The organism is Pseudomonas sivasensis (assembly GCF_021391435.1).
Classification (GTDB): domain Bacteria; phylum Pseudomonadota; class Gammaproteobacteria; order Pseudomonadales; family Pseudomonadaceae; genus Aquipseudomonas; species Aquipseudomonas sivasensis.
Map to the genome: position 1 here is coordinate 3686050 of NZ_CP090029.1, position 24321 is coordinate 3710370.

Annotated in this window: 21 protein-coding genes; 12 read left to right on the forward strand and 9 right to left on the reverse strand. The window is 61.5% G+C overall.

Annotated elements, in window-relative coordinates:
* Positions 1-127 precede the first annotated feature (127 nt).
* Positions 128-1078, reverse strand: a complete 951-nt coding sequence (locus LRO94_RS16435; protein WP_032886590.1) for a GlxA family transcriptional regulator — start codon at positions 1076-1078, stop codon at positions 128-130.
* Between the two features lie 181 nt (positions 1079-1259).
* Between LRO94_RS16435 and LRO94_RS16440 the strand changes: the two genes are divergently transcribed.
* The 3 genes from LRO94_RS16440 (at position 1260) to LRO94_RS16450 (ending at position 3876) form a co-directional block, all read left to right on the forward strand.
* On the forward strand, positions 1260-1982 hold the full coding sequence (locus tag LRO94_RS16440; protein WP_099602261.1) for a pirin family protein: 723 nt from the start codon (positions 1260-1262) through the stop codon (positions 1980-1982).
* A gap of 146 nt (positions 1983-2128) precedes the next feature.
* Positions 2129-2515 carry a hypothetical protein gene (locus tag LRO94_RS16445; protein ID WP_179178844.1) on the forward strand — a complete coding sequence of 129 codons (387 nt, stop codon included), beginning with the start codon at positions 2129-2131 and terminating at the stop codon, positions 2513-2515.
* A 278-nt stretch (positions 2516-2793) separates the two neighbouring features.
* Positions 2794-3876 carry an LLM class flavin-dependent oxidoreductase gene (locus LRO94_RS16450; protein WP_032886593.1) on the forward strand — a complete coding sequence of 361 codons (1083 nt, stop codon included), beginning with the start codon at positions 2794-2796 and terminating at the stop codon, positions 3874-3876.
* A gap of 88 nt (positions 3877-3964) precedes the next feature.
* Here LRO94_RS16450 and LRO94_RS16455 read toward each other — a convergent pair whose 3' ends face one another.
* Together LRO94_RS16455 and LRO94_RS16460 are read right to left on the reverse strand one after the other, a co-directional pair.
* Positions 3965-4759 carry a class II aldolase/adducin family protein gene (locus LRO94_RS16455; protein WP_032886594.1) on the reverse strand — a complete coding sequence of 265 codons (795 nt, stop codon included), beginning with the start codon at positions 4757-4759 and terminating at the stop codon, positions 3965-3967.
* Between the two features lie 107 nt (positions 4760-4866).
* On the reverse strand, positions 4867-5772 hold the full coding sequence (locus LRO94_RS16460; protein ID WP_032886595.1) for a LysR family transcriptional regulator: 906 nt from the start codon (positions 5770-5772) through the stop codon (positions 4867-4869).
* A 213-nt stretch (positions 5773-5985) separates the two neighbouring features.
* Here LRO94_RS16460 and LRO94_RS16465 point away from each other — a divergent pair, with 213 nt between their 5' ends.
* The 7 genes from LRO94_RS16465 (at position 5986) to LRO94_RS16495 (ending at position 13493) form a co-directional block, all read left to right on the forward strand.
* On the forward strand, positions 5986-6597 hold the full coding sequence (locus LRO94_RS16465; RefSeq protein ID WP_032886597.1) for a cysteine dioxygenase family protein: 612 nt from the start codon (positions 5986-5988) through the stop codon (positions 6595-6597).
* The gene (locus LRO94_RS16470) at positions 6594-8177 is read left to right on the forward strand and encodes a rhodanese-related sulfurtransferase (protein WP_179178843.1); all 1584 of its coding nucleotides are present in this window, start codon (positions 6594-6596) and stop codon (positions 8175-8177) included. Before LRO94_RS16465 ends, LRO94_RS16470 begins: the two co-directional genes overlap by 4 nt.
* Positions 8178-8278: 101 nt before the next feature.
* The gene (locus LRO94_RS16475; RefSeq protein ID WP_179178842.1) at positions 8279-9253 is read left to right on the forward strand and encodes an ABC transporter substrate-binding protein; all 975 of its coding nucleotides are present in this window, start codon (positions 8279-8281) and stop codon (positions 9251-9253) included.
* 11 nt (positions 9254-9264) lie between these two features.
* Positions 9265-10623, forward strand: a complete 1359-nt coding sequence (locus LRO94_RS16480; RefSeq protein ID WP_179178841.1) for an LLM class flavin-dependent oxidoreductase — start codon at positions 9265-9267, stop codon at positions 10621-10623.
* On the forward strand, positions 10620-11303 hold the full coding sequence (locus LRO94_RS16485) for a peroxiredoxin-like family protein (RefSeq protein ID WP_095184524.1): 684 nt from the start codon (positions 10620-10622) through the stop codon (positions 11301-11303). Before LRO94_RS16480 ends, LRO94_RS16485 begins: the two co-directional genes overlap by 4 nt.
* Positions 11304-11379: 76 nt before the next feature.
* A complete protein-coding gene (locus tag LRO94_RS16490) occupies positions 11380-12549 on the forward strand; it encodes an acyl-CoA dehydrogenase family protein (protein WP_179178840.1) in 1170 nt (389 codons plus the stop codon).
* Positions 12546-13493 (forward strand): D-isomer specific 2-hydroxyacid dehydrogenase family protein, encoded by a 948-nt coding sequence (locus tag LRO94_RS16495; RefSeq protein ID WP_032886604.1) that lies wholly within the window; start codon positions 12546-12548, stop codon positions 13491-13493. The genes LRO94_RS16490 and LRO94_RS16495 overlap by 4 nt, the downstream gene beginning before the upstream one ends.
* A gap of 1007 nt (positions 13494-14500) precedes the next feature.
* Here LRO94_RS16495 and LRO94_RS16500 read toward each other — a convergent pair.
* The 5 genes from LRO94_RS16500 to LRO94_RS16520 form a co-directional block, all read right to left on the reverse strand.
* On the reverse strand, positions 14501-15274 hold the full coding sequence (locus LRO94_RS16500; protein WP_179178839.1) for an energy transducer TonB: 774 nt from the start codon (positions 15272-15274) through the stop codon (positions 14501-14503).
* On the reverse strand, positions 15271-15717 hold the full coding sequence (gene tolR, locus LRO94_RS16505) for a protein TolR (protein WP_032889397.1): 447 nt from the start codon (positions 15715-15717) through the stop codon (positions 15271-15273). The genes LRO94_RS16500 and tolR overlap by 4 nt, the downstream gene beginning before the upstream one ends.
* 14 nt (positions 15718-15731) lie before the next feature.
* Positions 15732-16424: a protein TolQ gene (gene tolQ, locus LRO94_RS16510; RefSeq protein WP_032889400.1), complete on the reverse strand. Its 693-nt coding sequence runs from the start codon at positions 16422-16424 to the stop codon at positions 15732-15734.
* A gap of 46 nt (positions 16425-16470) precedes the next feature.
* Positions 16471-18336, reverse strand: coding sequence for a phytase (locus LRO94_RS16515; RefSeq protein WP_179178838.1), 1866 nt, complete (start codon positions 18334-18336; stop codon positions 16471-16473).
* A 144-nt stretch (positions 18337-18480) separates the two neighbouring features.
* Complete coding sequence (locus LRO94_RS16520; RefSeq protein WP_179178837.1) at positions 18481-20994, reverse strand: TonB-dependent receptor; 2514 nt, start codon at positions 20992-20994, stop codon at positions 18481-18483.
* A gap of 381 nt (positions 20995-21375) precedes the next feature.
* Between LRO94_RS16520 and LRO94_RS16525 the strand changes: the two genes are divergently transcribed.
* Positions 21376-22290, forward strand: a complete 915-nt coding sequence (locus tag LRO94_RS16525; protein WP_032889407.1) for a GGDEF domain-containing protein — start codon at positions 21376-21378, stop codon at positions 22288-22290.
* Position 22291: 1 nt separating this feature from the next.
* Positions 22292-23329, forward strand: coding sequence for an AraC family transcriptional regulator (locus tag LRO94_RS16530; protein WP_179178836.1), 1038 nt, complete (start codon positions 22292-22294; stop codon positions 23327-23329).
* On the opposite strand, the gene LRO94_RS16535 is transcribed toward LRO94_RS16530, so the two are convergent.
* Positions 23316-24197: a LysR family transcriptional regulator gene (locus LRO94_RS16535; RefSeq protein ID WP_095184514.1), complete on the reverse strand. Its 882-nt coding sequence runs from the start codon at positions 24195-24197 to the stop codon at positions 23316-23318. The genes LRO94_RS16530 and LRO94_RS16535 overlap by 14 nt on opposite strands.
* Between the last annotated feature and the right edge of the window lie 124 nt (positions 24198-24321).

The following is a 24321-nucleotide window of genomic DNA, read 5'->3' on the forward strand; positions in this document are numbered from 1 at the left end:
CGGCCTTGGGCGTTCGCGCATCCTTTTCCGTGGGCTCGACGCTATTCTTGCCAGCTACCCATGACAGGACAATGCTGGCACGGGGAGCGATACGGACAATCGGGTGTGCGAGACGGACATCCTGTCGTTAACTGAACTGCTGTCGGTATTGGGTAGGGTTGAGACCGAGCTTTTCACTGAATAAAAAGCGCATGTGCCGCACGCTGCCAAAGCCTGCGTGGAACGCCACGGTCTTGAGCGGCAGATCGGTGGTTTCCAGCAATTGCCGAGCACGGTCGATGCGCGCGCCTTGCAGGAAGGCCATGGGCGTCATCTGCACATCCTTGGCAAACAACCGGGCAAAGTGGCGCGCACTCATGCCGGCCAACTCGGCCATGGACTCGATGGTGAACGGCTGCTCCAGGTGCGCGAGAACATGGTTCTGCACGCGGGTAATCGCGGTTTCCTGGGGCGCCACGGCCGCGGTCATCGGGCTGAATTGGGCCTGGCCGCCCTGGCGTTTCATCACCACCAACAGCACCTTGGCCACATCCACCGCCACCTGCTTGCCATGGTCCTGTGCAACGATGGACAACGCCAGGTCGATACCGGCCGTGACCCCGCCCGAGGTAATCAACCGCCCGTCCTGCAGATAGATACGGTCGGTCTCGACGATGGCGTTGGGGAACGCCTTGATCAGCCGCTCGGTGTAATGCCAGTGAGTGGTCACGCGGTGCTCGTCCAACAGCCCGGCGTGCCCGAGCACAAAGGCGCCCGTGCAGATCGAGCCAAAGCGCCGTGCCCGTGGCGCCGCTGCTTTTAGCCAGGGCAGCAGCGCCGGATGGCATTCGTTGTAGGCACCGGGGCCACCGGGCACCAGCAAGAGGTCATAGGCACCGTCGGCCTGCTCCAGCAACAGGTCGGTCTGCACCATTACGCCGTTGGATGCGCGCAGTGGGCCTGGTTCGGTACCAACAGTAAGGATCTGATAATGCGCCGCCGCCGGCAGGTAGCGGTTGGCGATGGAAAACACTTCAAGCGGCCCGGCCATGTCGAGCAAGAGGAAGTCCGGGAACAGCGCCATGGCCACGGTTTTCATACAGAAGGCATCCATCGAGGGGAAGAAAGCGGGAGGCATTATGGCATGCCTTTCACTGTCAATCTGAGAGGGACAGTTATTCAGATTTCAGCTTCTTAATGAATATTTCAGTAACCAGTAACCTTCTTCTCAACGCAAGCGCCCTGCATCTCGCAGCCAGCGCCCACTTGAGGACACCACCATGCTGACCCTTCGCAAAGCTTCCGAACGCGGCGCCGCCAATCACGGTTGGTTGAAGTCGTTCCACACCTTCTCGTTCGCCAACTACTGGAACCCCAACGAGCAGGGTTTTTCCGACCTTCTGGTGATCAACGATGATCGCGTCGCCGCCGGCAAAGGCTTCGGCCAGCACCCGCACCGTGACATGGAGATTTTCTCTTATGTGCTCGAAGGCGCCCTGGAGCACAAGGACACCCTGGGCACTGGCTCGGTGATCCGCCCTGGCGATGTGCAATTGATGAGCGCCGGCAGCGGCGTGGCCCACAGCGAGTTCAACCACAGCCAAAACCGTGGGGTGCATTTCCTGCAAATCTGGATCGTGCCCGCCGTGGCCGGTGCCGAACCGCGCTATCAACAGGAGCACTTCAGCGAGGCACAAAAGCGTGGGCGCCTGCAGTTGATCATCTCGCCGGACGGCGCCGACGGTTCCCTGAGCGTACGCCAGGACGCCAGGGTGTACGCCGGGCTGTTCAACGGTGACGAAGCCACAACCCTTGACCTGCCGCCGGATCGCCACGTGTACATCCATGTGGCCCGGGGCAGCGTGGAGATCAACGGCCAGCGCTTGCAGGAAGGTGACGGTGCTCGAGTGCGTGATGAGCAGCGCATCCACGTGAGTCAAGGTCAGGACGCCGAGGTGCTGGTGTTCGACCTGCGACCTCAGGAACTGCCGCAAATGCCTTGATCAGCCGGGCGATGGCCGTTGCAAACGGTCCATCGCTGGCATCGATAGTCACCATCAGCGCAATGAAGTTCTCTTAAAAAATGCAACGCGTAACATCAAACCCATACCAGGCAACACCCAAACTAAAACACTCGGAGCACACCATCATGAAACGCCAAATCTTGCTTAGCCTCGCTTTCTCGGTACTCGCTGCAAACGCATTTGCCCACCCTGTAGTTGCTGAAGGCGGTGCAGATCGCCTGATCGAAAACCGTGTTGCTGAAAGCGGTTCGGATCGACTGATCGAAAACCGTGTTGCCGAAGGTGGCTCGGATCGTCTTCTGGAAAACCGCGTAGCTGAAGGTGGTTCGGATCGTCTGATGGAAAACCGCGTAGCTGAAGGTGGCTCGGACCGTCTGATGGAAAACCGCGTAGCTGAAGGTGGCTCGGACCGTCTGATGGAAAACCGCGTAGCTGAAGGTGGCTCGGATCGTCTGATGGAAAACCGCGTAGCTGAAGGTGGCTCGGATCGTCTGATGGAAAACCACGCATAACCCGCCCTGTTCGAGGGCACCCCCAAACCGGCCTGATCAGCCGGTTTTTTTTCGCCTATTGGAAAGTGCACTCAACTCGCAAACATTTGGGCTTGCATCACTGCCGACTCAGATAATGCTATTTACTGATATAAAACCACAAAATAATTCTATTTTTTAATAATTAGGTTAGAACCAAACGGCATTTTACAGCGGCCGTCGCGGCCCCTACCTTGGACGAGCATGACCGACCCCCTGCCCGGCGGAGGTACACACTCCCTACTCGACAAGGACAGACCATGAGCATCGAATTCATCGGCTATATCGGCGGCCACCATGCATCCGAAATTCATCCACGCAGCGGCCCGACCCTGCAACCGGACTACGTGGAAACCGTGGCCCGCGCCCACGAAGAGGCTGGCTTCGACCGCGCCCTGGTGGCCTTCCACTCCAACAGCCCGGACAGCACGCTGATCGCCTCCCATGCCGCCAGCGTCACCCGCAAACTGCAATTCCTGATCGCCCACCGCCCCGGGTTTGCACAACCCACCCTCGCCGCGCGCCAGTTCGCCACGTTGGATGTGTTCAACGGCGGGCGCACCGCCGTGCATATCATCACCGGTGGCGACGACCGCGAACTGCGCGCCGATGGCAGCCATATCGGCAAGGACGAACGCTACGCACGGACCGACGAATACCTGAGTGTGGTGCGACAGGAATGGACCAGCGAACAGCCCTTCGATTTCACCGGCACCTACTACCAGGTCGAAGGCGCGCACTCCACCGTGAAGTCGCCGCAGCAACCGCATATCCCACTGTACTTCGGAGGGTCTTCCCAGGCCGCGATTGAAGTGGCGGGCAAACATGCCGACGTGTACGCACTGTGGGGCGAAACCTACGAGCAAGTGCGCGAGATCGTGACTCAGGTCCGGGCCGAAGCAGCCAAGCATGGACGCACGATTCGCTTCAGCCTGTCGCTGCGACCGATCCTCGCCGAGACCGAAGAGCTGGCGTGGGCACGCGCTGACAGCATCTTGCAACAGGCCACCGAGTTGGCAGAGAAGAATGGATTTGTGCGGCGTGAACCGCCGAATGAAGGCTCGCGTCGCCTACTCGCAGCGGCGGCACAGGGTTCCCGGCTGGACAAGCGTTTGTGGACGGGGATTGCGGGGTTGCTGGGCGCCCAAGGGAACTCAACCTCGTTGGTGGGCACCGCCGAACAAGTGGCTGAAGCGCTGGTGGATTACTACGACCTTGGCATCACCACCTTCCTGATCCGTGGGTTTGATCCGCTCAATGATGCGATCGACTACGGCAAGCGGTTGATCCCCCTCACCCGCCAACTGATTGCAGAACGCGAGCAGGCCAAACAGGTCGCGTAAGCCAGAACACGGCAAAACCAATGTGGGAGGGGCGGTGCGATGATTCGACTCGCCCTCTCCCACCTGCCTATCTTCATTAAGCTCAGGATCAGTTCTTGTAGTCGGTATCGCTGCGTTCCAACTGCCGAATCAGCGCATTCCAATGCCGCGCCACGCCCGGCCCCTCGCCGCTGCTATGCGCCTTGGCCTGTTCTTCAACCTTCGCCACTACCTCCTGTGGCGGAAAGACCAGCTCAGCATTCCCCGCCGCTTGCGCCGCGATCTGAATATTGCACGCACGCTCCAACCCTTGCAGCTGCTGGAAGGCATGTTCGACGCTGATACCCGCCGTCAACAGCCCGTGGTTGCGCAGGATCATCACGCTCTTGTCGCCCAGATCCGCCACCAACCGCTCACGCTCGTCCAGGTCGAGGGCGATGCCTTCATAGCCGTGGTAGGCCACTCGCCCGGAAAAGGCGATGGAGTGTTGGGAAATCGGCAACAAGCCGTCCTTCTGCGCGGACACCGCAATGCCATCGCGAGTATGGGTGTGCAGCACCGCTTGCAAGTCATGGCGCGCGCCGTGGATGGCGCTGTGGATCACGTAGCCGGCGTAGTTGATACCCAGACCGGTGGGGTCGTCGACGATCGTGCCGTCGAGGTCGACCTTGACCAGGTTGGAGGCGTTGATTTCATCGAACAACAGGCCGAAGGCATTGATCAGGAAATGCTCCTCCGGGCCCGGTACACGGGCGGAGAAGTGGGTGTAAATGTGATCGGTCCACTTGTACAAGGCCGCCAGGCGGTAGGCGGCGGCCAGTTTCACGCGCACTTCCCACTCTTCTGGCGTGACGCGTTGACGAACGTTGTTGGAGACGCTGGAAATCGAGGTGACGCTGCTCATGGCAAAACTTCCTGGATGGCCTTAAGGACTTCCAGGCAAGCCTAGGGGATGCTCAAAAATAATAAAAAGCACATTTTAATCTAAGCTAATTATTATTTTTTTTCATATCAAGCCGCATCCCGAATCTTGTGCAACGACGCCGCCACCCATTTGCCAAACGCATCCACCGGCCCTTGCAGGTTGCCGAGGAAATGCGGGTAGATGAGCCAAAGGTCCATCACCGGTTTGAAGTCCTTGAGCGGCATTACCGCCAATTGTTCGCGGTGAGCGCTGCGCTCCAGCAAGGGACGCGGCACCAGGCCCAAGCCCAGGCCATCGGCGACCAGACCCAATTGCAATTCAGTGCCGAAGGTTTCCAGGTTGACCCGCAGCGCCAAGCCCTGATCGGACAAAGTGCGTTGCAACCCGGCACGGAACCCGCAGCCATCCGGGTTAAGAATCCACCCGTTCTGGTACACATCCGCCAGCTTGCAGGGTTTTTTCGGCAACTGCGCCTTGGCGCACACCACCACCAACTCCATCTTGCCGATAGACTCGCCAACGATGTTATCCGGGAAGATCTTGCCTGCCGGGAACAACGCCGCCGCCGCGTCCAGTTCGCCCCGTTCAATCTTGCCGACCAACTGGCTGCCCCATCCGGTCGCGACCTGGGCGCGCAGTTCGGGGTACTCAGTGCGCAGCAGCTTCAGCGCGTCCAGCAGCACTACATCGCCGATGGTCTGCGGCACGCCCAGGCGCAGTACGCCGGAGGGGGGTGCGTCGGTGGCTACCAGCTCACGCAAGGCATCCATCTCGCGCAGGATCAACCGGCATTGTTCATACACGCGGGTACCGATCAACGTCGGTTTGAGGGGCTTGGTATTGCGGTCAAACAGCTCCACCCCCAGCGCCTGCTCGAAGTTCTGCACGCGGCGAGTAATGGCCGGCTGGGTCAGTTGCAACGACTCGGCGGCATGGCTGATGGACTGGCAACGAATCACTTCGACAAAGGCATCGATATCGTCAATTTTCATTTGGGCCGCACATAGAGAACAGTCATTAAGATGTCCGCGAAGCATAGTTGCAGGAACGTTATCTGAATAGCCCACGCTGTGATCGATAACGTCTAACGCTATACACGCCGGTTCTAAATTACCTTCAGCTATAAGCTAATCATTAAAAAATAGCATATTAACTATAAACATTATGCTTAGATAAACCCATCAACACCGACTGATGGAATTGCCATGACCCAGGCCCGACACCCCGAGAGACTCAGAGCCTTCATTGGCGCCCTGGCGGAACTGATCGACGGCAATCCGCGCGAAGGCGACCTGTTGCACCGTGGCGGCAAGCTGCTCGCGCAACTGGTCAGCCATGATGACTGGCTCCCCGACGAATTCGCCCAACCCAACCCCGAGCGCTACCAGCAATTTTTGCTGCACGCCGATTCGCGCCAGCGCTTCAGCGTCGTCAGTTTTGTCTGGGGTCCGGGGCAGACCACGCCGATTCATGACCACCGGGTGTGGGGGCTGATCGGCATGTTGCGCGGCGCGGAGTTTTCCCAAGGATTTGAACGCGCCCCCGACGGCAGCCTGGTCGCCGAAGGCAAGCCTATTAAGCTGGTGCCGGGCCAGGTCGAAGCCGTATCGCCCAAGGTCGGCGACATTCATCAGGTCAGCAACGCCCACAGCGACCAAGTGTCCATCAGCATTCACGTGTACGGCGCCAATATCGGTGCGGTACGCCGTGCGGTGTACCAGCCCGACGGCAGCGAGAAACTGTTTATCTCCGGTTATTCCAACGCCTTCCTCCCGAACATCTGGGATTTGTCCAAAGAAAAGAGCCCTGCCCTATGAGCACCGTACCGACCCGCAATTTCGCCCAGATTCGCCAGGCCCTGTTGGACCATGCAGAAGTCGCCCTGATCGACGTGCGCGAAGAAGCGCCGTTTGCTGAATCCCACCCGCTGTTCGCGGCGAATATCCCGCTGTCCAAGCTGGAGCTGGAGGTGTATTCGCGCATTCCACGGCGTGATACCCAGGTCACCGTCTACGACAACGGCGAAGGTCTGGCCAGCCGCGCCGCCGAGCGCCTGATTGCGTTGGGCTACACCCAGGTCAGCCTGCTCGAAGGGGGCCTCAATGGCTGGCGCAGCGCCGGTGGCGAGCTGTTTATTGACGTGAACGTGCCGAGCAAAGCCTTTGGCGAACTGGTAGAGAGCGAGCGTCACACGCCGTCCCTGGCCGCCGAAGAAGTGCAGGCCCTGCTCGACAGCCACGCCGACGTGGTGGTGCTCGACGCCCGCCGCTTCGACGAATACCAAACCATGAGCATTCCCACCAGCATCAGCGTGCCCGGTGCCGAACTGGTGCTGCGCGCCCGTGAACTGGCGCCGGATCCGGCCACGCGCATTATCGTCAACTGCGCCGGACGCACCCGCAGCATCATCGGTACCCAGTCGCTGATCAATGCGGGCGTGGCCAACCCGGTATCCGCACTGCGCAATGGCACCATCGGCTGGACCCTGGCCGGGCAAACACTCGCCCACGGCCAGGCGCGACGCTTTGCCCCGACCTCGGAAGAACATCGCCAGGTCGCCGCCATCGAGGCACGCCGCGTCGCCGACAAGGCCCGCGTCGGCCGTGCCACCCTGGACGATCTGCACGCCTGGCAGCAGGAAACCACTCGCACCACCTACCTGTTCGATGTGCGCAACCCGGAAGAATTCGAAGCCGGTCACCTGCCCGGCGCGCGCTCCACCCCCGGCGGCCAATTGGTCCAGGAAACCGATCACGTGGCCAGCGTACGCGGCGCACGCCTGGTGCTGGCGGATGACGACGGCGTGCGCGCCAACATGTCCGCGTCCTGGCTCGCCCAACTGGGCTGGGACGTGCACGTGCTGGACGACCTGCAAGCGGCGCACTTCAGCGAAAAAGGCGTCTGGGTCGCCCCGGTGCCCACGCCGCCCCAAGCCGAACTGATCAGCCCCCACACCCTCGCCGACTGGCTGGCCCACGGCGACACCGTGGTGCTGGACTTCACCGCCAGCGCCAACTACGTCAAACGCCACATCCCCGGCGCCTGGTGGGCCCTGCGCGCGCAACTGCCACAGGCCCTCGCCAAAGTGCCGACCGCCGAGCGCTACGTGCTGACCTGCGGCAGCAGCCAACTGGCGCGCCTGGCGGTGGCCGAAGTTGAAGCCATCACCGGCAAGCAAGTGTTCCTGCTGCAAGACGGCACGGCAGGCTGGATCAACGCGAAATTGCCCCTGGAGGAAGGCGAAACCCACCTGGCCTCACCACGGATCGACCGCTACCGCCGTCCGTACGAAGGCACCGACAACCCCAAGGAAGCCATGCAGGCATATCTGGATTGGGAGTTCGGTTTGGTTGCCCAGTTGGCCCGTGATGGGACCCATGGGTTCTACGTGATCTGATCATCCAACACACCTGCCTCTGAATGGGGGCAGGCTTCACCGACCCCTTTCCAGGCGGAGGTAACCCACACCTTTTTTGATCTGCCTGGAGCCTCTATCCCATGGTCTTTACCACCCCCTTCAAGCGCCTGTTCCTGGGTACTGCCCTGGCCCTTGGCCTGGCCACCAGCGCCCACGCCGCCGACCTGCAACCACTGCGGGTGGCCAATCAGAAATCGACGATCAAGACGCTGCTGGAAGTGTCCGGCGAAACCAAAGACGTGCCCTATGCCATCCAGTGGTCGGAGTTCCCCTCCGCCTCGCCCCTGGGCGAAGCCCTGAATGCCGGCGCGGTGGATGTCGGTGCCTTGGGCGATGCGCCTTACGTGTTCGCGCTGGGCGCCGGGGCTTCCTTAAAAGTGGTCAGCATCATCCACGCCGAAGGGCGCAACACCACCGCGCTGCTGGTACCCAAGGACTCGCCGATCAAGACGGCCGCCGACCTCAAGGGTAAGAAAATCGTCACCGGGCGTGGCTCCATCGGGCATTACCTGGCGATCAAGGCGTTGGCCAGCGCGGGTCTGACCAGCCAGGATGTGCAGTTCATCTTCTTGTTGCCCGCCGAATCCCGCTTGGTGTTGGATAACGGCACCGCCGATGCCTGGGCGACCTGGGACCCTTACACCACCGTGGTGACCTCCCAAAGCCAGGCGCGAATCATCGCCAGTGGCCACACGCTGTTGAGCAACCACCTGTACCTCGCGGCCACCAGCCAGGCCATTGCCGACAAGCGCACGCAGCTGGACGACTTTGTCGCGCGCGTCGATCGCGCCTACGCCTGGGCCAATACGCACCCCAACGAATACGCCGCCGCCCAGACCAAAATCACCGGCCTGCCACTGGCCGTGCATGTGGCCGTGGCCAAGGAAACCCGTCTGAGCCCGGTGTTGATCGATGACAGCGTGATCAGTGGCCTGCAAACCACCGCCGACACCTACCAAAAAGAAGGCCTGCTGACCAAACACATCGACGTGTCACAGGGCTTCGACAAAAGCTTTAACGCCAAGCGTGCCCCCAACAACCAAGTCTCGCGCTGAAGGAACAGAACATGAGCCAGCCACGTCAACTAAAACCACGCCATTTAAAACTGGGTGCCATGGTCCACGGTGTCGGCCACGGCTGGGGCGAATGGCGCCACCCGCAGGCACAACCGAATGCCAGTACGAATTTCGGCTTCTACAAGCAGCAGACTGAACTGGCCGAAGCCGCCAAATTCGACTTTGTGTTCATCGCCGATAGCCTGCATATACACGCCAAATCCAGCCCCCATTACCTCAACCGTTTCGAGCCGCTGACGATCTTGTCAGCCCTCGCGGCATTGACCACCCATATCGGCCTGGTCGCCACCGTGACCGTCAGCTACACCGAGCCCTACCAAGTGGCGCGTCAGTTCGCGTCTCTGGACCATATCAGCGGCGGCCGCGCCGGATGGAACGTGGTCACCTCGTGGCTCAGCGGCACCGCCGATAACTTCGGCAAGGCCGAGCACCCGCCCCATGCCGTGCGCTACCGCATCGCCAAGGAACACCTGAACGTGGTCAAGGGCCTGTGGGATTCCTGGGAGGACGACGCCTTTGCCTACAACAAGCAAAGCGGCGAGTTTTTCACCCCGGACAAGCTTCACGCGTTGAACCACAAGGGCGAGTTTTTCTCGGTCAAAGGCCCGCTGAACATTGCGCGTTCGCGCCAGGGCCAGCCCGCAATTTTCCAGGCCGGCACCTCGGAAGACGGGCGTAACTTTGCCGCCGAACATTCCGATGCGATTTTTGTGCATGTGGAAAGCATCGAAGAAGGCCTGGCCTACTCCCAGGACCTCAAACGCCGCGCCAAAGGCTTTGGCCGTGACGCCGACAGCCTGTCGATCCTGCCGGGCATCCGCCCGATTGTCGGCCGCGACGAGGCCGAAGTGGAAAGCCGCTACCAGCAGGCCGTGGAGCTGGTCACCGTGGAAGACGCCATCGTCGCCCTCGGCCGCCCGTTCAACGACCACGATTTCAGTAAATACCCCCTGGACGAACCCTTCCCGGAACTCGGCGACTTGGGCTCCAACAGCCAGAAAGGCGGCTCCGATCGCATCAAGCAACTGGCCAAGGACGAAGGCCTCACGCTGCGTGAAGTGGCCCTGCGGTTCTCGCGGCCAAAGCGTGATTTTGTCGGCACCCCTGAGCAAGTCGCTGATGCGATCCAGACCTGGTTCGAGCGCGGTGCCAGCGATGGCTTCATCGTCAACTCGGTGCTGCCGGATGGCTTGCAGTACTTCACCGAACTGGTGGTGCCGGTGCTGCAACAGCGCGGCCTGTTCCGCACCGAATACACCGGCCAGACCCTGCGCGACAACCTGGGCCTGGACGTACCGGTCAACCGCTACAGCGTCGAGGTGCAAGCGCCGCAGGAGGCATTGGCATGAGCGAATCCCTTAACCGTCAGTTGGCGGCGCTGCACGCCGAGCGTGTAGCGACTTGGGCCCCGGCGGCGTTGCAAGTCAATATCGACCAGCGCCAGCGCCTGGTGGATGAAGCGCGGGTAGACGACTACGTGCAGGTCGGTGATGAGCTCGACCCGTTTACCTTGCTCAACGTCGAAGGCGGCGAACTCAACCGCGAGCTGCTGTTGGCAGACGGCCCGGCGGTGCTGATCTTCTTCCGCTTTGCCGGCTGCCCGGCGTGCAACATCGCCCTGCCCTATTACGAGCGCCAGCTGTACCCACGCCTGCGCGAATTGGGTGTACCGCTGGTAGCGATCAGCCCGCAAGTGCCGGAACGCCTGGTGGAAATCAAGACCCACCACGCGCTGCAACTGCTGGTCGCCAGCGACCCGGATAACAACCTCGGGCGGCGCTTGGGGATTCTCTACAGCTTCGATGAAGCCTCGCGTAACGCGGCATTGGCCAAGGGCAATCACATCGGTGAAACCACCGGTACGGGGACCTGGGAGTTGCCCCAACCGACCGTCGTGGTGATTGCCCAGGACGGCACGGTCGCGTTCGTAGACGTTAGCCCGGATTGGCTGGTACGTACCGAAGCCGAGCCGGTGGTACAGGTGGTGGAGCGCTTGTTGGGCCAACAGCCTGTGCGCCTCGCCATCTAAGCCAAAAATCCTCTGTGGGAGGGGCAAGTCGAATCGTCGCGCCGCCCCGCCCATATTTTTGACCGAGTACATTCTTATGACCCAACCGTCTCTACGCTCCGTGGAAGTTGCCAATTTTGAAGCCTTGCTCGAACGCCTCACCGCCGAGCTGGCCAGTACCGCGCCGCAGTACGATGACAGTGGCGCCTTCCCCCACCCCAACTTCCAGCTATTGCATGAACACGGCCTGGTCGCCCTCACCGTGCCCAAGACCCTGGGCGGCGGCGGTGCCAGCCTGCCTCAGGCGCGCAAGGCGATCAGTGCGATTGCCAAGGGCGAGCCGTCCACCGCGCTGATCCTGGTGATGCAATACCTGCAACACACACGCCTGCAAGACAGCAAAACCTGGCCCCAGCACCTGCGCGTGAAAGTCGCCGAAGACGCAGTGCGTAACGGTGCGCTGATCAACGCCCTGCGCGTCGAGCCCGACCTCGGCACCCCGGCCCGTGGCGGCCTGCCGGCAACCACTGCGGTGCGCACTGCCGAAGGCTGGCGCATCAGCGGGCGCAAGATCTACTCCACCGGCAGCCATGGCCTGAGCTGGTTCAGCGTGTGGGCGCGCAGTGACGACGCCGACCCGCTGGTGGGCGCCTGGCTGGTGCCCAAGGACAGCCCCGGCGTGAGCATCATCGACACCTGGGACCACCTCGGCATGCGCGCCACCTGCAGCCATGAAGTGGTGCTCGACAACGTGCTGGTGCCGCTGGACCACGCCGTCAGTGTCAGCCCTTGGAGCGCACCGCAGCCGGAGTTGGATGCGGAGGGTTTCCTGTGGATGTCGGTGCTGCTCTCGTCGGTGTACGACGCCGTGGCCCAGGCCGCGCGGGACTGGCTGGTGAACTGGCTGGAAGAACGCACGCCGTCCAACCTCGGTGCGGCGTTGTCGACCTTGCCGCGCTTTCAGGAAACCGTCGGGCATATCGACACCCTGCTGTTCGCCAACCGCAGCCTGCTCGACGCCGCCGCCGACGGCCACACCCCGGCCTCCAACGCCGCACAGTTGAAGTACCTGGTCACCCACAACGCTATTCGCGCGGTGGAACTGGCCATTGAGGCTTCCGGCAACCCTGGCCTGTCGCGCCATAGCCCGCTGCAACGCCACTACCGCGATGTGCTGTGCAGTCGCGTACATACCCCGCAGAACGATGCGGTACTGCAAGGCGTCGGTAAAGCCGTGTTCGCCCAACGCCAGAAGGAACGCGCATGACTCACGTGATTATTGCCAGCCAGTTGGACGAAGACTACAACGACGTGATCCGCGCTCGCCTGCGCACGGTCCACCCCGAAGCCCAGGTGATCGGCGTTCCGGTGGGCGTGCCAAGCGACCTGCCGCCCCAGGCGAATATCCTGTTGCTGCGTCCGATCAACGTGCGCGGCTACACCGCCCCGGATACCCCGCCGCCAGGCTGGCCCTATGGCGCGCAATGGGTGCATTTGGTCTCATCGGGCATCGACTTCTACCCGCAATGGCTGTTCAACGGCCCGCCGGTGACCACCTCCCGGGGCAGCGCCGCCGACAACCTGGCCGAGTTCGCCCTGGCGGCGATCTTTGCCGCGTCCAAGCATTTACCGGATATCTGGGTGAAGGATTCACAGTGGAATTTCACCCCGCTGCGTCCGCTCAAGGGCACCACATTGGGCATTCTCGGCTTTGGTGCGATTGGCGAACGCCTGGCGCAGAAGGCCCACGCGTTGGGAATCAAGGTGGTTGCGCTGCGCCAAAGCCCGACACCGTTCGGGATCGACGGGGTCGAGGCGGCCAGGGACATCCACGACCTGTTCGCCCGCGCCGACCACCTGGTGCTGGCGGCACCGCTGACCGAGGCTACGCGCCATATCGTCGATCGGGACGTGTTGGGCAGCGCCAAGCCGGGGCTGCATTTGATCAACATTGCGCGCGGGGGGTTGGTGGATCAGGAGGCGCTGCTGGAAGCGCTGGATAACGGGCAAATCGGCCTGGCATCGCTCGACGTGACCGAGCCGGAACCGTTGCCGGATGGGCACCCGTTGTATACGCATCCGAGGGTGAGGTTGTCGCCGCATACGTCGGCGATATCGACCGATAGCCGTAATGAGATTGCTGATACGTTTTTGGCGAACCTGGAGCGGTATGTTTTGGGTGTGGAATTGGTGAATCTGGCTAATGGGTGATGCCGTTTGAAGGTGGGGGTTGTTTGGATTGCGGTTTTTTGGTGTACATATCCGTTTCTGCGGTCACGCCGGGTATTGGTTCCGCCCTTACGGCGGGTCACTTTGGAAAAGCCCCAAAGTAACCAAAGGGCTCTTGCCCCAACACTCGGCACCTCGCCTAGGCTCGGTGTGCCCGCACTCCGGCTTGAATCCGTGGGCCGCCGCGATGGGCCATCCATGGCCCAGCGCGGCTAACCCGGCGTCCTGCCGGGTTACCCACGGATTCAAGCCTGCGTTCGGCCAGCGTGTTTGACGGGGCGCCTAGGATCAAAATCAAAAGCGCAGATCAAAAGACCGCTGACTTCTTCAGCGAAAAGGATGTAAGAGCCAAATCAAAAGCAGATCAAAAACAGATCAAAAACAGATCAAAAACAGAGCAAAAACAGAGCAAAAACAGAGCAAAAACAGAGCAAAAGCAGGACAGCAGGCTAGGACCTATCTGTCTGATCTATGGAGATCAAACTGTGGGAGGGGGCTTGCTCCCGATAGCAGCGGGTCAGTCACAGCTGCATCAACTGACACCCCCTCATCGGGAGCAAGCCCCCTCCCACATTTGGACGGAGTTGGAGCTGAGAACCCGGTCGGCTCTAAGGCCGCCGCGGCCTTGCTTTTGATCTGAAATCGCCCCGTCAACCACGATGGCCGGAATTCGACATTGATTTGGGGGGTAAACCGGCAGGGATGCCGGTTTAGCCGCCCTGCGCCATGGATGGCGCGTGGCGGCGGCCCCCCAAATCAATGTCGGATTACGGACACACCGAGCCTAAGCGAGGTGCCGAGTGGTGGGGCGAAGGCCTTTTGGTTACTTTTGTGCCTTTACAAAAGTGACCCGCTGTAAGAGCGGAACCATAGGCGGCCGTTACCGCAGCAACGGATATGCACTCGATCCCATCCAACATCCTGGTCAACTAAACACCACCTGCGGTGAACCAAGCTCACCACAACAGCAGCATTGCCAACCGAACGGATCATTTGATGCGGTAGTGAAAGGTATTCCGCACAGCCGGCACCACAACAGCCTTGCCATCAACGATCCTTGGCTGATAGCGGAAGGTGTTCGCCGCCGCCAGTGAAGGACGCATGAACAACGGGTGGCAGCCGTCCAACACCTTGGGATTTTCCACGCGGCCTTGGGTGTTGACGCTGTACTCCAGGGTGCAATCGCCTTCGATGTTCTTGTCCAAAGCACGCTCTGGGTAATCCGGCGCTTCCTTGCTCAGAGGCTGGTATTGGCGGCTGTCAAAGGCCGGTGCCGCTGCAGGCGCAGGTGTGGCGACGCGGGCTTTTTCCGCAGCCAATCGCTCCTGGGCCTGGCGCTGTAGTTCCAGCTCGCGGGTGCGTTGTTCGGTGGCCAGGCGTTCCTGTTGTTGCTCGATTTTCTTTTCTTCGACGCGTTTACGCGCCAGGGCGGCTTTCTCCAGTTTTTGCGCCTGGATTCGGGGGTCGACCGCAGGTTTCACTGGTACCGGAATCACCACCGGCTCCGGCGGCGCAGGTGCCGGTGCAGCAACCACCGGTTCTGGTACTGCCACCGGCGCAGGCGGCAGCATGACCAACTGCGTGTGCATCACCCGAGGTGCCTCCACCACCGGTTTTTCCGTCGACCAGCCCACCATCAACGCCGCCAACACGCCCACGTGCAGCGCCACCGCCAGGCTGGCGGCGAAGCTGTTTCGCCACACGCCGGAGGTATCCCTGGGTTCCATCACAAGCGTCGGACTGTGCATGATCATCGCCGTCATTGCGGGGCCTCGGTCACCAGCCCCAGGTTGCTGACACCGCCTTTTTGCAACACCGCCATAGCTGCAACCACACGTCCGTAGCCGGCGTTGTCGTCGGCGCGGATGTACACCTGGGTGTCGCTGCGTGCCGCTACCACCTGCATGACCTTGGCGCCCATTTCGTCCAGGCTCACGGCACTGTCGGTCTGGTGCTGGGTGTCGAGCTCGCCGCCGAGGTTCCAGTAGTAGCCGCCATCGGCCTTTACCGACAGCGTCAGGATCTGCTGGCGGGTATCGGTGGCCAGCGCCTCGGCGGCGACCTTGGGCAGCTCGATCTTCACGCCCTGGGTCAGCATTGGCGCGGTGACCATGAAGATCACCAGCAGCACCAGCATCACGTCGATATACGGCACCACGTTCATTTCGGCCTTGGGCCCGTGCTTGCGTTGCGGCCTGACTAACATGGGAGTTGCTCCTTTCAGGCGGCCACGGCCAGGTTGATCGGCGCACCGCGCAGGGTGCGGTGCAGGCGCACTTGCAGCTCATTGCCAAACGCGTAGTAACGGGTGAGCAGCGTCTGGCCACGCGCCGCGAAGCGGTTATAGGCGATCACCGCCGGGATGGCTGCAAACAGGCCGATGGCTGTGGCGATCAGCGCTTCGGCAATGCCCGGCGCCACTGTCGACAACGTGGCCTGTTGCACTTGGGACAAACCGATAAAGGAATTCATGATCCCCCACACCGTGCCAAACAAACCGATGTACGGGCTGACCGAACCCACGGTCGCGAGAAATTGCAGGCCCTTTTCCAGTTCGATTTCCTGCTCGGTGATCGCCACCTGCAAGGCCCGCTCAACACCTTCGAGCACCGCAGGGTCATGGCTGTGCAGGTGCTGGTATTCCTGGACGCCGGCAATAAAGATCGGCGCAATCCCGCCCTCGCCCGCCTGCACGGTTTCGCGGTACAGCGGTTGCAAGTCCGACGCTGCGCGAAAGCGCTGCACGAAGCCATTCAACTGGCGCTCCAGGCGGCGCAGTACGCTGCCGCGCTGGATGATCAGGTACCAGCTGAGCAACGACGCCAGCAGCAAGGTGATCATGACCGCCTTGACCAACAGGCTGGCGTCACTGATAAGGCCCCAGATCGTCATATGTTCCATCGTCGCGTGCATGGTGATGTCCTATTCGATTAAAAAGTGATGACGGGGTGATGACGGTTCACGGCAATTTCAGCGCACGGGTCACGTCAGCCCACGGTACGAATTTAAAATTCTGGGTTTGCTCGGGCATGCGCTTGCGGCCGTCCTGCACCACCAGCATGCCTTGGCTCCAAGGCCCGCCCAGGTTGATGGCGGTGACCTCCAAGCCATCGGTTTCCGAGGCGCCGTCGATACCGGCGGCGGCATTGAGGCCGACGCGAAACCCACCGTGAATCGCAAACGGCGGCTCGGCATCCACCACCAGGTAGCTGTCGTTGCCTTGGCTGGAGATCACCAGATAGTCGCGTTTGTCGCTCTGATACAGCGCCAGGCCCTCGACGTCCGCGTGCAACTGCGGGCCGACCTTGATCACGCTAGTGAGGGTGGCCGGTTGATCGGCACGAGCGTCCACCGCCCACACCCCCACGTCTTCTTCGCCGATAAACAAGCGCTGGCGCTGGTCGTCGGCCACGCAGCCTTCAGGCTGGCTGTCGACCTTGAACTGGCGCACCAGCTCACCTTGCACACGGCCATCCGGGGCGCTCAGGCGGTATTGCAGGAAGGTGCCGTCCTTGCCGTTGGCGATGGCATAGATCTCGCCGCTGGCGGGCTGATACAGGCAGATGCCATAGATTTCCTTGAGCGGCGTAGGCACTTCACCGGCTTCGCGCAACTCGCCGCTTTGGCGGTCGATGCTGAACACGCTGAGGCTGTTGTGATCACGATTGCTGGCGACGGCCAGATCCACGGTCTGGGCGCCCAGCTTGAAGTTGGGGCGGACGTCGACGTTGTTCAGGCGTCCGACCGCCAATTCCTGCAACAGCTTGCCGTCAAGGTCATAGGCCAACAGGCCTTGTTTTTTATTGGTGCCAAGCACGCGGCTTTTGGCCGGGGTGTCGGGGTGAATCCAGATCGCCGGATCATCCGCCGCATCGCCCTGGCGGCCGACTGGGTCGGTTTGGCGCACGGCGGCGACTTCCGGCAGTACAGGATCTGCCGCTACCGGCTTGGCCTGCCAGTTGAGCTTGCCCTGGTAGAGCGTGCCGCTGTCGTCGTCGCGTACCAGCAGCTGTTGGCCGTTGACGCTCAATTGCTCGGGTTCTTTCAGGCCAGGCAAGCTCAGGCTCGGCTGTTCCACCCAGCGCTCGCCCGTCCTTTGGAACAGGTGAAGTTGCGCAGTCTTTGGATCGAGCGCGACCACACCACCCGGCACCAGGGCAACCGCACCGGCTTCACGTTTGGGATTATCGAACACCGCCACCGGGGTGCGTTTCACGTCCGCTTCCGGGTGCGCCGGGTAGGCCCACCAGCCGACATTTTCTTCATTGACTATCAGTTGATTCGTCCCGTCGTCCACCTGGCAGAACTGTGCCGATGGTGGCAGCGGCAAACCGCGCACACGCTGGGGTTCAGTCAGCAGCGTCGCGCCATTGCCCACCAACCATTGCTCGCCCTTGCCCTCCTCACCCACCAAAAACACAAACAGGTTGGCCGCTGAATCGCGGTACAGGCACAGGCCGCTCACCGGGTAATCGCGGGCCGGCAGGTACAGCGGTTTGCCCCAGGTTTTGCTGGCGGCGTCGAGGGTGATCAACAGCGTTTGTTGACGATCATTGTCGAGGCTGGCGACCAGTACCTGGGCGCCTGCGGTGCGGGTGTCGAGGCTGCTGAAGTTGCCTTTGAACCGGGTCAGTTCAGTGCCTTTGGCGTCGAGCAGTTGCAGGCCGTCGCGGGTGCTGGCGGCCAGGCGCTCGGGGGTGCTGGGGAGGAAAGCCACTGCTTCGGCGTTCAGGGATGTCGCCCAAGGCGTCAGGGTCAGGTCGGCAGCCAGTGCATGAGTGCAGGTCAACACCGATATCAGCAAGTACAACGTGGAGATTCTCATGTACAAACAAATCCTTCGAAAACAATGGAGTTCCCATGTGGGAGGGGTCTTGCTCCCGATGAGGGTGTGTCAGTCAGCAGATGTATTCACTGAACCACCGCTATCGGGAGCAAACGCCCTCCCACATTGGAATCGAGGTGTGAGTTAGAAATGGGTGAAGGTCAGGCCGAGCTTGTAGGTCGGGCCGTACTCTTCGTATTGGCCGTTGTAGCTGCGGTGGCCGGTGTAGACGAAGTACGACTCATCGGTGAGGTTCTGGGCCTCGAAGCTGACTTGCAGGTTCTTGGTCAGCGAGTAGCGCGCGCTGAAATCGACGAAGGTCTGCGCGTCCACATGGAGGTCGTGGGCCTTGTCGTTGATCGAGGCCAGTTCATACAGGTAGGCCGATTTGTAGTTGGCCGACAGGCGCAGGCTGAGCTTATCGTCTTCCCAACCGAGCATCAGGTTGCCGACGGTGTCCGATTGGTTCGGCAGGCTGATGTTGCGTTTGCGGTTCGTGCCGCTGGCGGCGTCGAAGCCTTCGATATCCGCGCTGGAGCGGCTGAAGGTGCTGTTGGCGCCGATCAGCAGACCGTTCCAGGGCGCGGGCAGCCAGTCGAATTTCTGCGAGTAGGCCAGTTCCAGGCCATAGAGCTTGGCGCTGTCGCCGTTGGCGTAGGTGTGGGCCTCGGAGAAGTTGGTCCAGGCGCCGGTGCCGGCCACGTCGGTGTTGTAGACGAAGTTCTTGATGTCTTTGTAAAACACGAACGCTGAGACGGTGCCGGCGCGGCCCATGAAGTGCTCGATGCCAAGGTCGAGGTTGCTCGATTCCAGGGGCTTGAGGTCCGGGTTGCCAAAGGTGGCTTCGTCATCGTCGATCACAAAACCCGGCGCCAGTTGGCCGAAGGTCGGGCGCACCACGGACTTGGTCCAGGCCGCGCGCACCTGGGTGTTTTTGTCGATCTGGTAGCGCGCATGCAGGCCCGGCAGCCAGTGGTGATACTGGCGCTTGGTCTCGGTGGCAGTGAACACGCCATCGGTGGCGCCGGTACCCTTGGCTTCGAACTCGGTGCCTTCGTAGCGCAGGCCGGCGATAAAGCGCCAGTCGTCGATGTCGATGGTGTTCATCAGGTAGCCGGCGTTGATGTCTTCGCGAATGGTGAAGTCGTTGACCCGGGACTCGGTCTCGTCATAAAAGTCCGCCGCATTGAGGCTGCCGATCAGTTGCTTGATGCCGCTGGCGCTGATGCCTGGCCCGTAGTTGCCCAGGCGATAGTCGACACTGCCCTTCTGGAACTGGGTCAGGTTGAGCTGGTCGGCGGTGTAGCCAAGGGTGTCGAAGTCCTTATAGACCCAGGCCTCCAGGTCATTGTCCTTATTACGGCGACTCACCTTGCCACCGAATTTGACCTGGGCCGCATAGCCGCTCAGGTCGTAGTCGCGGGCCAGGTCCAGGCGCAGGTTTTTCTCGGTGTCCTTGGTGTTCTGTTTTTCCCAATCAACTTTGTCGAGCGTGAAGTTGCTTGGGTCGTAGAAACCGGCACCGATGATCGGCCGTGGCTTGTCCTTGTCGTAGAAACCGCTGTTGGCAAAGTCGCCGCCGTCGAAGGTGGCTCCGGCGATGTGCGCCGGGCTGTCTTCGCTCGATTGGCTGTAGCCGGCCTGACCGCTGAGGGTCCACAGGCCAAGCATGCGCTCGCCGCCGAACACGTAGGACTGGATTTCCTGGGTTTCCTCACGGTTCTTCAGCTTGCGCTTGGCTTCAGCGTCGCCCAGTTCACCAGCGGCTTGGGGGTCGGCAAATTCAATGCTGGTGGAGTTGCGGGTTTCGGTGTCTTTGTAGCGGCTGTAGAGGGTGCGCAGGTAGTAGCTGCTGAGGTCATCGGGCTTGTAGTCGAAGTTCAGTCCACCGCCGGCGCGTTCGCGGCTGATGTCGTAATCGCGCTGTTCGAATTCGTTGAGTTTGGCGCCGTCGGTGAAGTCCCAGGCACCGCCGGTTTCGACGTTGTCCGAGCCAAAATCACGCTTCTGCCAGCTTAGGGCTGCGGCTACGCCAAAGTTGTCGATGCCGTCGCCGAGGCTGAAGCGGTTGCTCGCCGCGCCGGAGAATTTGGGGCTGGTCTGACTCGTATTCTTGTCGTAACTGGCTTCGGTGCTGCCGGTGTAGAACAGGCCTTTGTGGTCGAAGGCCGACAGGCTCTGCACGTCGACGGTGCCACCTAGGGAGTTAGCGTCCATGTCCGGGGTGAGGGTCTTGATCACCGACAGCGACTGCACCAGTTCTGACGGCAGCACATCGAGGGCCACGGCGCGGCGCGCGCTTTCCGGGGCGGGCACCAGGGTGCCGTTGATGGTTACGCTGTTGAGGTCCGGACCGAGGCCACGCACGCTGACAAATCGCCCTTCGCCCTGATCGCGCTCGACGCTGATGCCGGGCAAACGCTGCACCGCTTCTGCGACGTTTTCATCCGGCAACTGGGCCACGCCGTCAGCATGCACCACGCTTTTGATGCTGTCAGAGCTGCGCTGCTCTTTAAGCGCTTGGTCGATGGCAGCGGCCTGGCCGACCACTTCGACATGCTCGGTGGTAGTGGCCTCGGCGGCGCTCAACCGTTCGCTGGCAATCGCCAGGGCCAAGGCGGTGAGCGTGAAGCTGACGAGCCCGGTGCGCTTGTACATGAAATCCTCCCCAAGAATCCGTTGGCGCCAGGCAAATGGCCCGGCAACTGGGAGGGCAAGCTAGGGGTGGGGGATTACCGTTCTGTGACAGGAGTTGGCGCGAAGCCCCGTAAACCGGGGGTTTTGCCCGAACCCAGACGTGGAATGAGCTGATATGACCTGTGGAGATCCCCTGTGGGAGGGGGCTTGCCCCCGATAGCGGTGGGTCAGCCGGCCTATCTGTTGACTGATACACCGCCATCGGGAGCAAGCCCCATCCCACATTTTCTGATCTCCAGTGCGTTTGAGCTGAGCTGATTCGACCCTCCCCGCCGTCATCCAACCGTCACATCCATCTGCTGTGCTGGCGCCCATCGCTCATTCGCCCAAGGACCCGCGGCCATGTTTTCCGTGCTAAAACCTCATCGCTGGAAACTCGCGCTCTTGCTCATTGCCGCCAACGCCGGGCTGATCCTGCACCTGGCCTGCGGCGAGTTGAAAAGCGTCAGCGAGTGGGTCTGGCTGGATATTTTCGGCGAAGGCGGTTCCGCCCTGCTCGCCCTGGTGTGGCTGGGCCTGGTGCTTAAAAGCCGCCCCGCCGGGCGCGTCACCAATTACCTGGCGCTGGGGCTGTCGTGCATCTTCTTTTCGTGGTGGATCGACAGCCTCGATGAGTTTATCCGCCTGCCCGACAGCATCACCTGGGACCACTGGCTGGAATCAGGCCCGATGCCGGTGGGCATGATTCTGCTGACCATCGGCATCTACCACTGGCACCGCGAACAACTGGCGATCAGCGCGCAGATGGAAAAGCGCGAACGGCTGTTTCGCGAGCACCGCCTGTTCGACAAACTCACGCCCCTGGCCGGTGCCGACTACCTCAAGCGCCAATTGGCCGACAGCCTGCACGACAGCCGCGAACAGCAACAACCGCTGTCACTGCTGGCACTGGACCTGGACAACTTCGCCGCCATTAACCAGGCCTACGGGCATGCCGAAGGTGACGCCGTGCTCCAGGCCCTCAGCCATTTGTTATTGCTCAATCTGCGCCGCCAGGACTTGCTTTGTCGACTGGCCGGTGACCGCTTTGTGGTGCTGCTGCCCAACACCGGCGAGCGCCAGGCCAAAGAGCTCGCGCTGGAGTTGCAGCAAGCGGTACATGGCCTGGCCCACAAAACCCGGCAACAGGGCGAACGCCTGCAACTGGCGGCGACCACAGCGGTAGTAATGGCCCTGGACGAGCCGCCTCAGGACTTGCTCAAGCGCCTGAACCTGGCGTTGGCCAGGGCCAAGCAACCTCTCGCGAAAAGCGCCTGAGATGGCGGTGAAAACCAACTGGTATGAGGCCGACAGCCGCTTCATCCCAGGGCACAACCAACCCGCCACGCTGATTGACCTGGCCTTGTCCCGTGACATCGACAGCCATCGTTTGCTGCGCGGCACCGGGCTGTTCCACGAGGATATCCTGGCCGGAACGGCGCGCTTGAGCCCGCAGCAGTTCCTGGCACTGATCGGTAACAGTCGAAAGCTGCTGGATGCCGACGACAGCAGTTTTCTGTTGGGCCAGCGCTTGCTGCCCGGCTATTACGGCGCAGCCAGCCATACCTTGGGCCATGCACAGAATCTGCATCAGGCGTTGGAGATCCTTATTCAGCAACAGGTGCTGCTCAGCCCGTTGGTCACCCTGCAAGTGGAGCTGGATGAGCACCACGCCTACCTGTATTGGCTGGACAGTTGCGGCGCTGGCGAGCAGTGGCGGTTTCTGCTGGAAGCGAGCATGACGTCGCTGGTTGCCATGAGCCAATGGCTCAGCGGCGAGCGTCTGCCGTGGGTGTGCAGTTTCAGCCATGCCGAGCCGCGTTATGTCGAGCAGTATTGGGTGCATCTGGGCGAAGAGACGCGCTTCGAGCGCCCGCTGGACATGATGTGCATCCCCCGCGAACACCTCACCCGCGCCTGGCCCGGGGCTTCGGCTACCGCCGGCCAGGTCGCGCGCCAGCAGGCTCGCGAACAGATCGAACATTTGGGCTTTGCCGGCAGTTTTCTCGATTGCCTCTACGACTATTTGCGCGAGCAGGTGCGCCAACCGCCGAGCCTGGAACAGGCGGCCCAGGCCTTCGCCATGAGTCCGGCGACCCTCAAGCGCAAACTGCACAAACACCACACCGGCTTTCAGCAGCAAGTGGACCGGGTACGCAAACAGGTGGCGCTGCACCTGTACCAGGTCAAGGGCTACAGCAATGATGAAGTGGCGGCGTACCTGAACTTCAATGATGCGGCGAACTTTCGACGCTCATTCAAGCGCTGGACTGGCAGCACCCCGAACCTGATCCGCCAGTTGTTCAACAGCCGCTAGCCAGGCGCTCGCGCAGGAACTCCACCAACGCCTGCACCGGCCGCGAGCTTTGCCGATGTTGGGGATAGACCGCCGACAAGGTCAGGGCTTCGGGGGCGAAGTCGTCGAGAATGGTGATCAGGCGACCGTCCTTCAACGCGTCGCCAACGATAAAGGTCGGCAGGTAAGTGACGCCCAGCCCGGCGATGGCGGTGTCACGCAACAGCTCACCGTTATTCACGCGCATGCGACCGCTGACATTCAGCGCCTGCACCTTGCCCTTGAAGCGCCATTGCACTTGACGGCCATGGCCATAAGGCAGGCAGTCGTGTTGAGCCAGATCATCGGGTTGCAAGGGTGTGCCGCGCAGAGCCAGGTAGTCGGGGCTGGCGCAATACACCCGCTGGATGCTGGCGATACGGCGGGCGATCAGGGTGGAGTCTTCCAGGGTGCCGATGCGCAACACCAGGTCGTAGCCTTCGCCGATCAGGTCCACGGGGCGATCGCTGAGGTCGACCTCCACCGACACTTGGGGATGGCGCTGCAAAAACAACGGTAACAGGCAACCCAGGTGCGCCATGGCAAACGACAACGGCGCACTCAGGCGAATGGTGCCGCGCGGTTCGCTGTTCTGGCCGGCGATGCCCTGCTCCACTTGCTCGACTTCACCGAGCAGGCGCAAGGCGGATTCGTAGTAGCTCTGGCCCAGGGGCGTGACATCCAGCCGGCGCGTCGAGCGGTTGAGCAGGCGCACGCCGAGGCGATCTTCCAGCTGGATCAGGCGGCGGCTGACGAATTGCTTGGACAGGCCCAATTGTTCGGCGGCAGCGGTGAAGCTGCCGGATTCCATGACCTGGCAAAACAGGCGCATGTCTTCGAAGGGGTTCATTGTCGCTTCTCGGTGGACGATGGGCTGATTTATAACTGGATGGTCGCAACACCACAAATCAAATGTGGGAGGGGGCTTGCTCCCGATTGCGGTGTGTCAGTCTCAATAGCTTTGACTGAGGCAC

Excerpts from the sequence above, each read along its gene's own strand:
- LRO94_RS16440 (WP_099602261.1), top strand. The coding sequence starts at position 1,260 with ATGCTGACCCTTCGCAAAGCTTCCGAACGCGGCGCCGCCAATCACGGT.
- LRO94_RS16490 (WP_179178840.1), top strand. The coding sequence starts at position 11,380 with ATGACCCAACCGTCTCTACGCTCCGTGGAAGTTGCCAATTTTGAAGCC.
- LRO94_RS16435 (WP_032886590.1), bottom strand. The coding sequence starts at position 1,078 with ATGAAAACCGTGGCCATGGCGCTGTTCCCGGACTTCCTCTTGCTCGAC.
- LRO94_RS16480 (WP_179178841.1), top strand. The coding sequence starts at position 9,265 with ATGAGCCAGCCACGTCAACTAAAACCACGCCATTTAAAACTGGGTGCC.
- LRO94_RS16535 (WP_095184514.1), bottom strand. The coding sequence starts at position 24,197 with ATGAACCCCTTCGAAGACATGCGCCTGTTTTGCCAGGTCATGGAATCC.
- LRO94_RS16525 (WP_032889407.1), top strand. The coding sequence starts at position 21,376 with ATGTTTTCCGTGCTAAAACCTCATCGCTGGAAACTCGCGCTCTTGCTC.
- tolQ (WP_032889400.1), bottom strand. The coding sequence starts at position 16,424 with ATGCACGCGACGATGGAACATATGACGATCTGGGGCCTTATCAGTGAC.
- LRO94_RS16450 (WP_032886593.1), top strand. The coding sequence starts at position 2,794 with ATGAGCATCGAATTCATCGGCTATATCGGCGGCCACCATGCATCCGAA.
- LRO94_RS16500 (WP_179178839.1), bottom strand. The coding sequence starts at position 15,274 with ATGACGGCGATGATCATGCACAGTCCGACGCTTGTGATGGAACCCAGG.
- LRO94_RS16495 (WP_032886604.1), top strand. The coding sequence starts at position 12,546 with ATGACTCACGTGATTATTGCCAGCCAGTTGGACGAAGACTACAACGAC.
- LRO94_RS16520 (WP_179178837.1), bottom strand. The coding sequence starts at position 20,994 with ATGTACAAGCGCACCGGGCTCGTCAGCTTCACGCTCACCGCCTTGGCC.
- LRO94_RS16475 (WP_179178842.1), top strand. The coding sequence starts at position 8,279 with ATGGTCTTTACCACCCCCTTCAAGCGCCTGTTCCTGGGTACTGCCCTG.
- LRO94_RS16460 (WP_032886595.1), bottom strand. The coding sequence starts at position 5,772 with ATGAAAATTGACGATATCGATGCCTTTGTCGAAGTGATTCGTTGCCAG.
- LRO94_RS16530 (WP_179178836.1), top strand. The coding sequence starts at position 22,292 with ATGGCGGTGAAAACCAACTGGTATGAGGCCGACAGCCGCTTCATCCCA.
- tolR (WP_032889397.1), bottom strand. The coding sequence starts at position 15,717 with ATGTTAGTCAGGCCGCAACGCAAGCACGGGCCCAAGGCCGAAATGAAC.
- LRO94_RS16455 (WP_032886594.1), bottom strand. The coding sequence starts at position 4,759 with ATGAGCAGCGTCACCTCGATTTCCAGCGTCTCCAACAACGTTCGTCAA.
- LRO94_RS16470 (WP_179178843.1), top strand. The coding sequence starts at position 6,594 with ATGAGCACCGTACCGACCCGCAATTTCGCCCAGATTCGCCAGGCCCTG.
- LRO94_RS16485 (WP_095184524.1), top strand. The coding sequence starts at position 10,620 with ATGAGCGAATCCCTTAACCGTCAGTTGGCGGCGCTGCACGCCGAGCGT.
- LRO94_RS16445 (WP_179178844.1), top strand. The coding sequence starts at position 2,129 with ATGAAACGCCAAATCTTGCTTAGCCTCGCTTTCTCGGTACTCGCTGCA.
- LRO94_RS16515 (WP_179178838.1), bottom strand. The coding sequence starts at position 18,336 with ATGAGAATCTCCACGTTGTACTTGCTGATATCGGTGTTGACCTGCACT.
- LRO94_RS16465 (WP_032886597.1), top strand. The coding sequence starts at position 5,986 with ATGACCCAGGCCCGACACCCCGAGAGACTCAGAGCCTTCATTGGCGCC.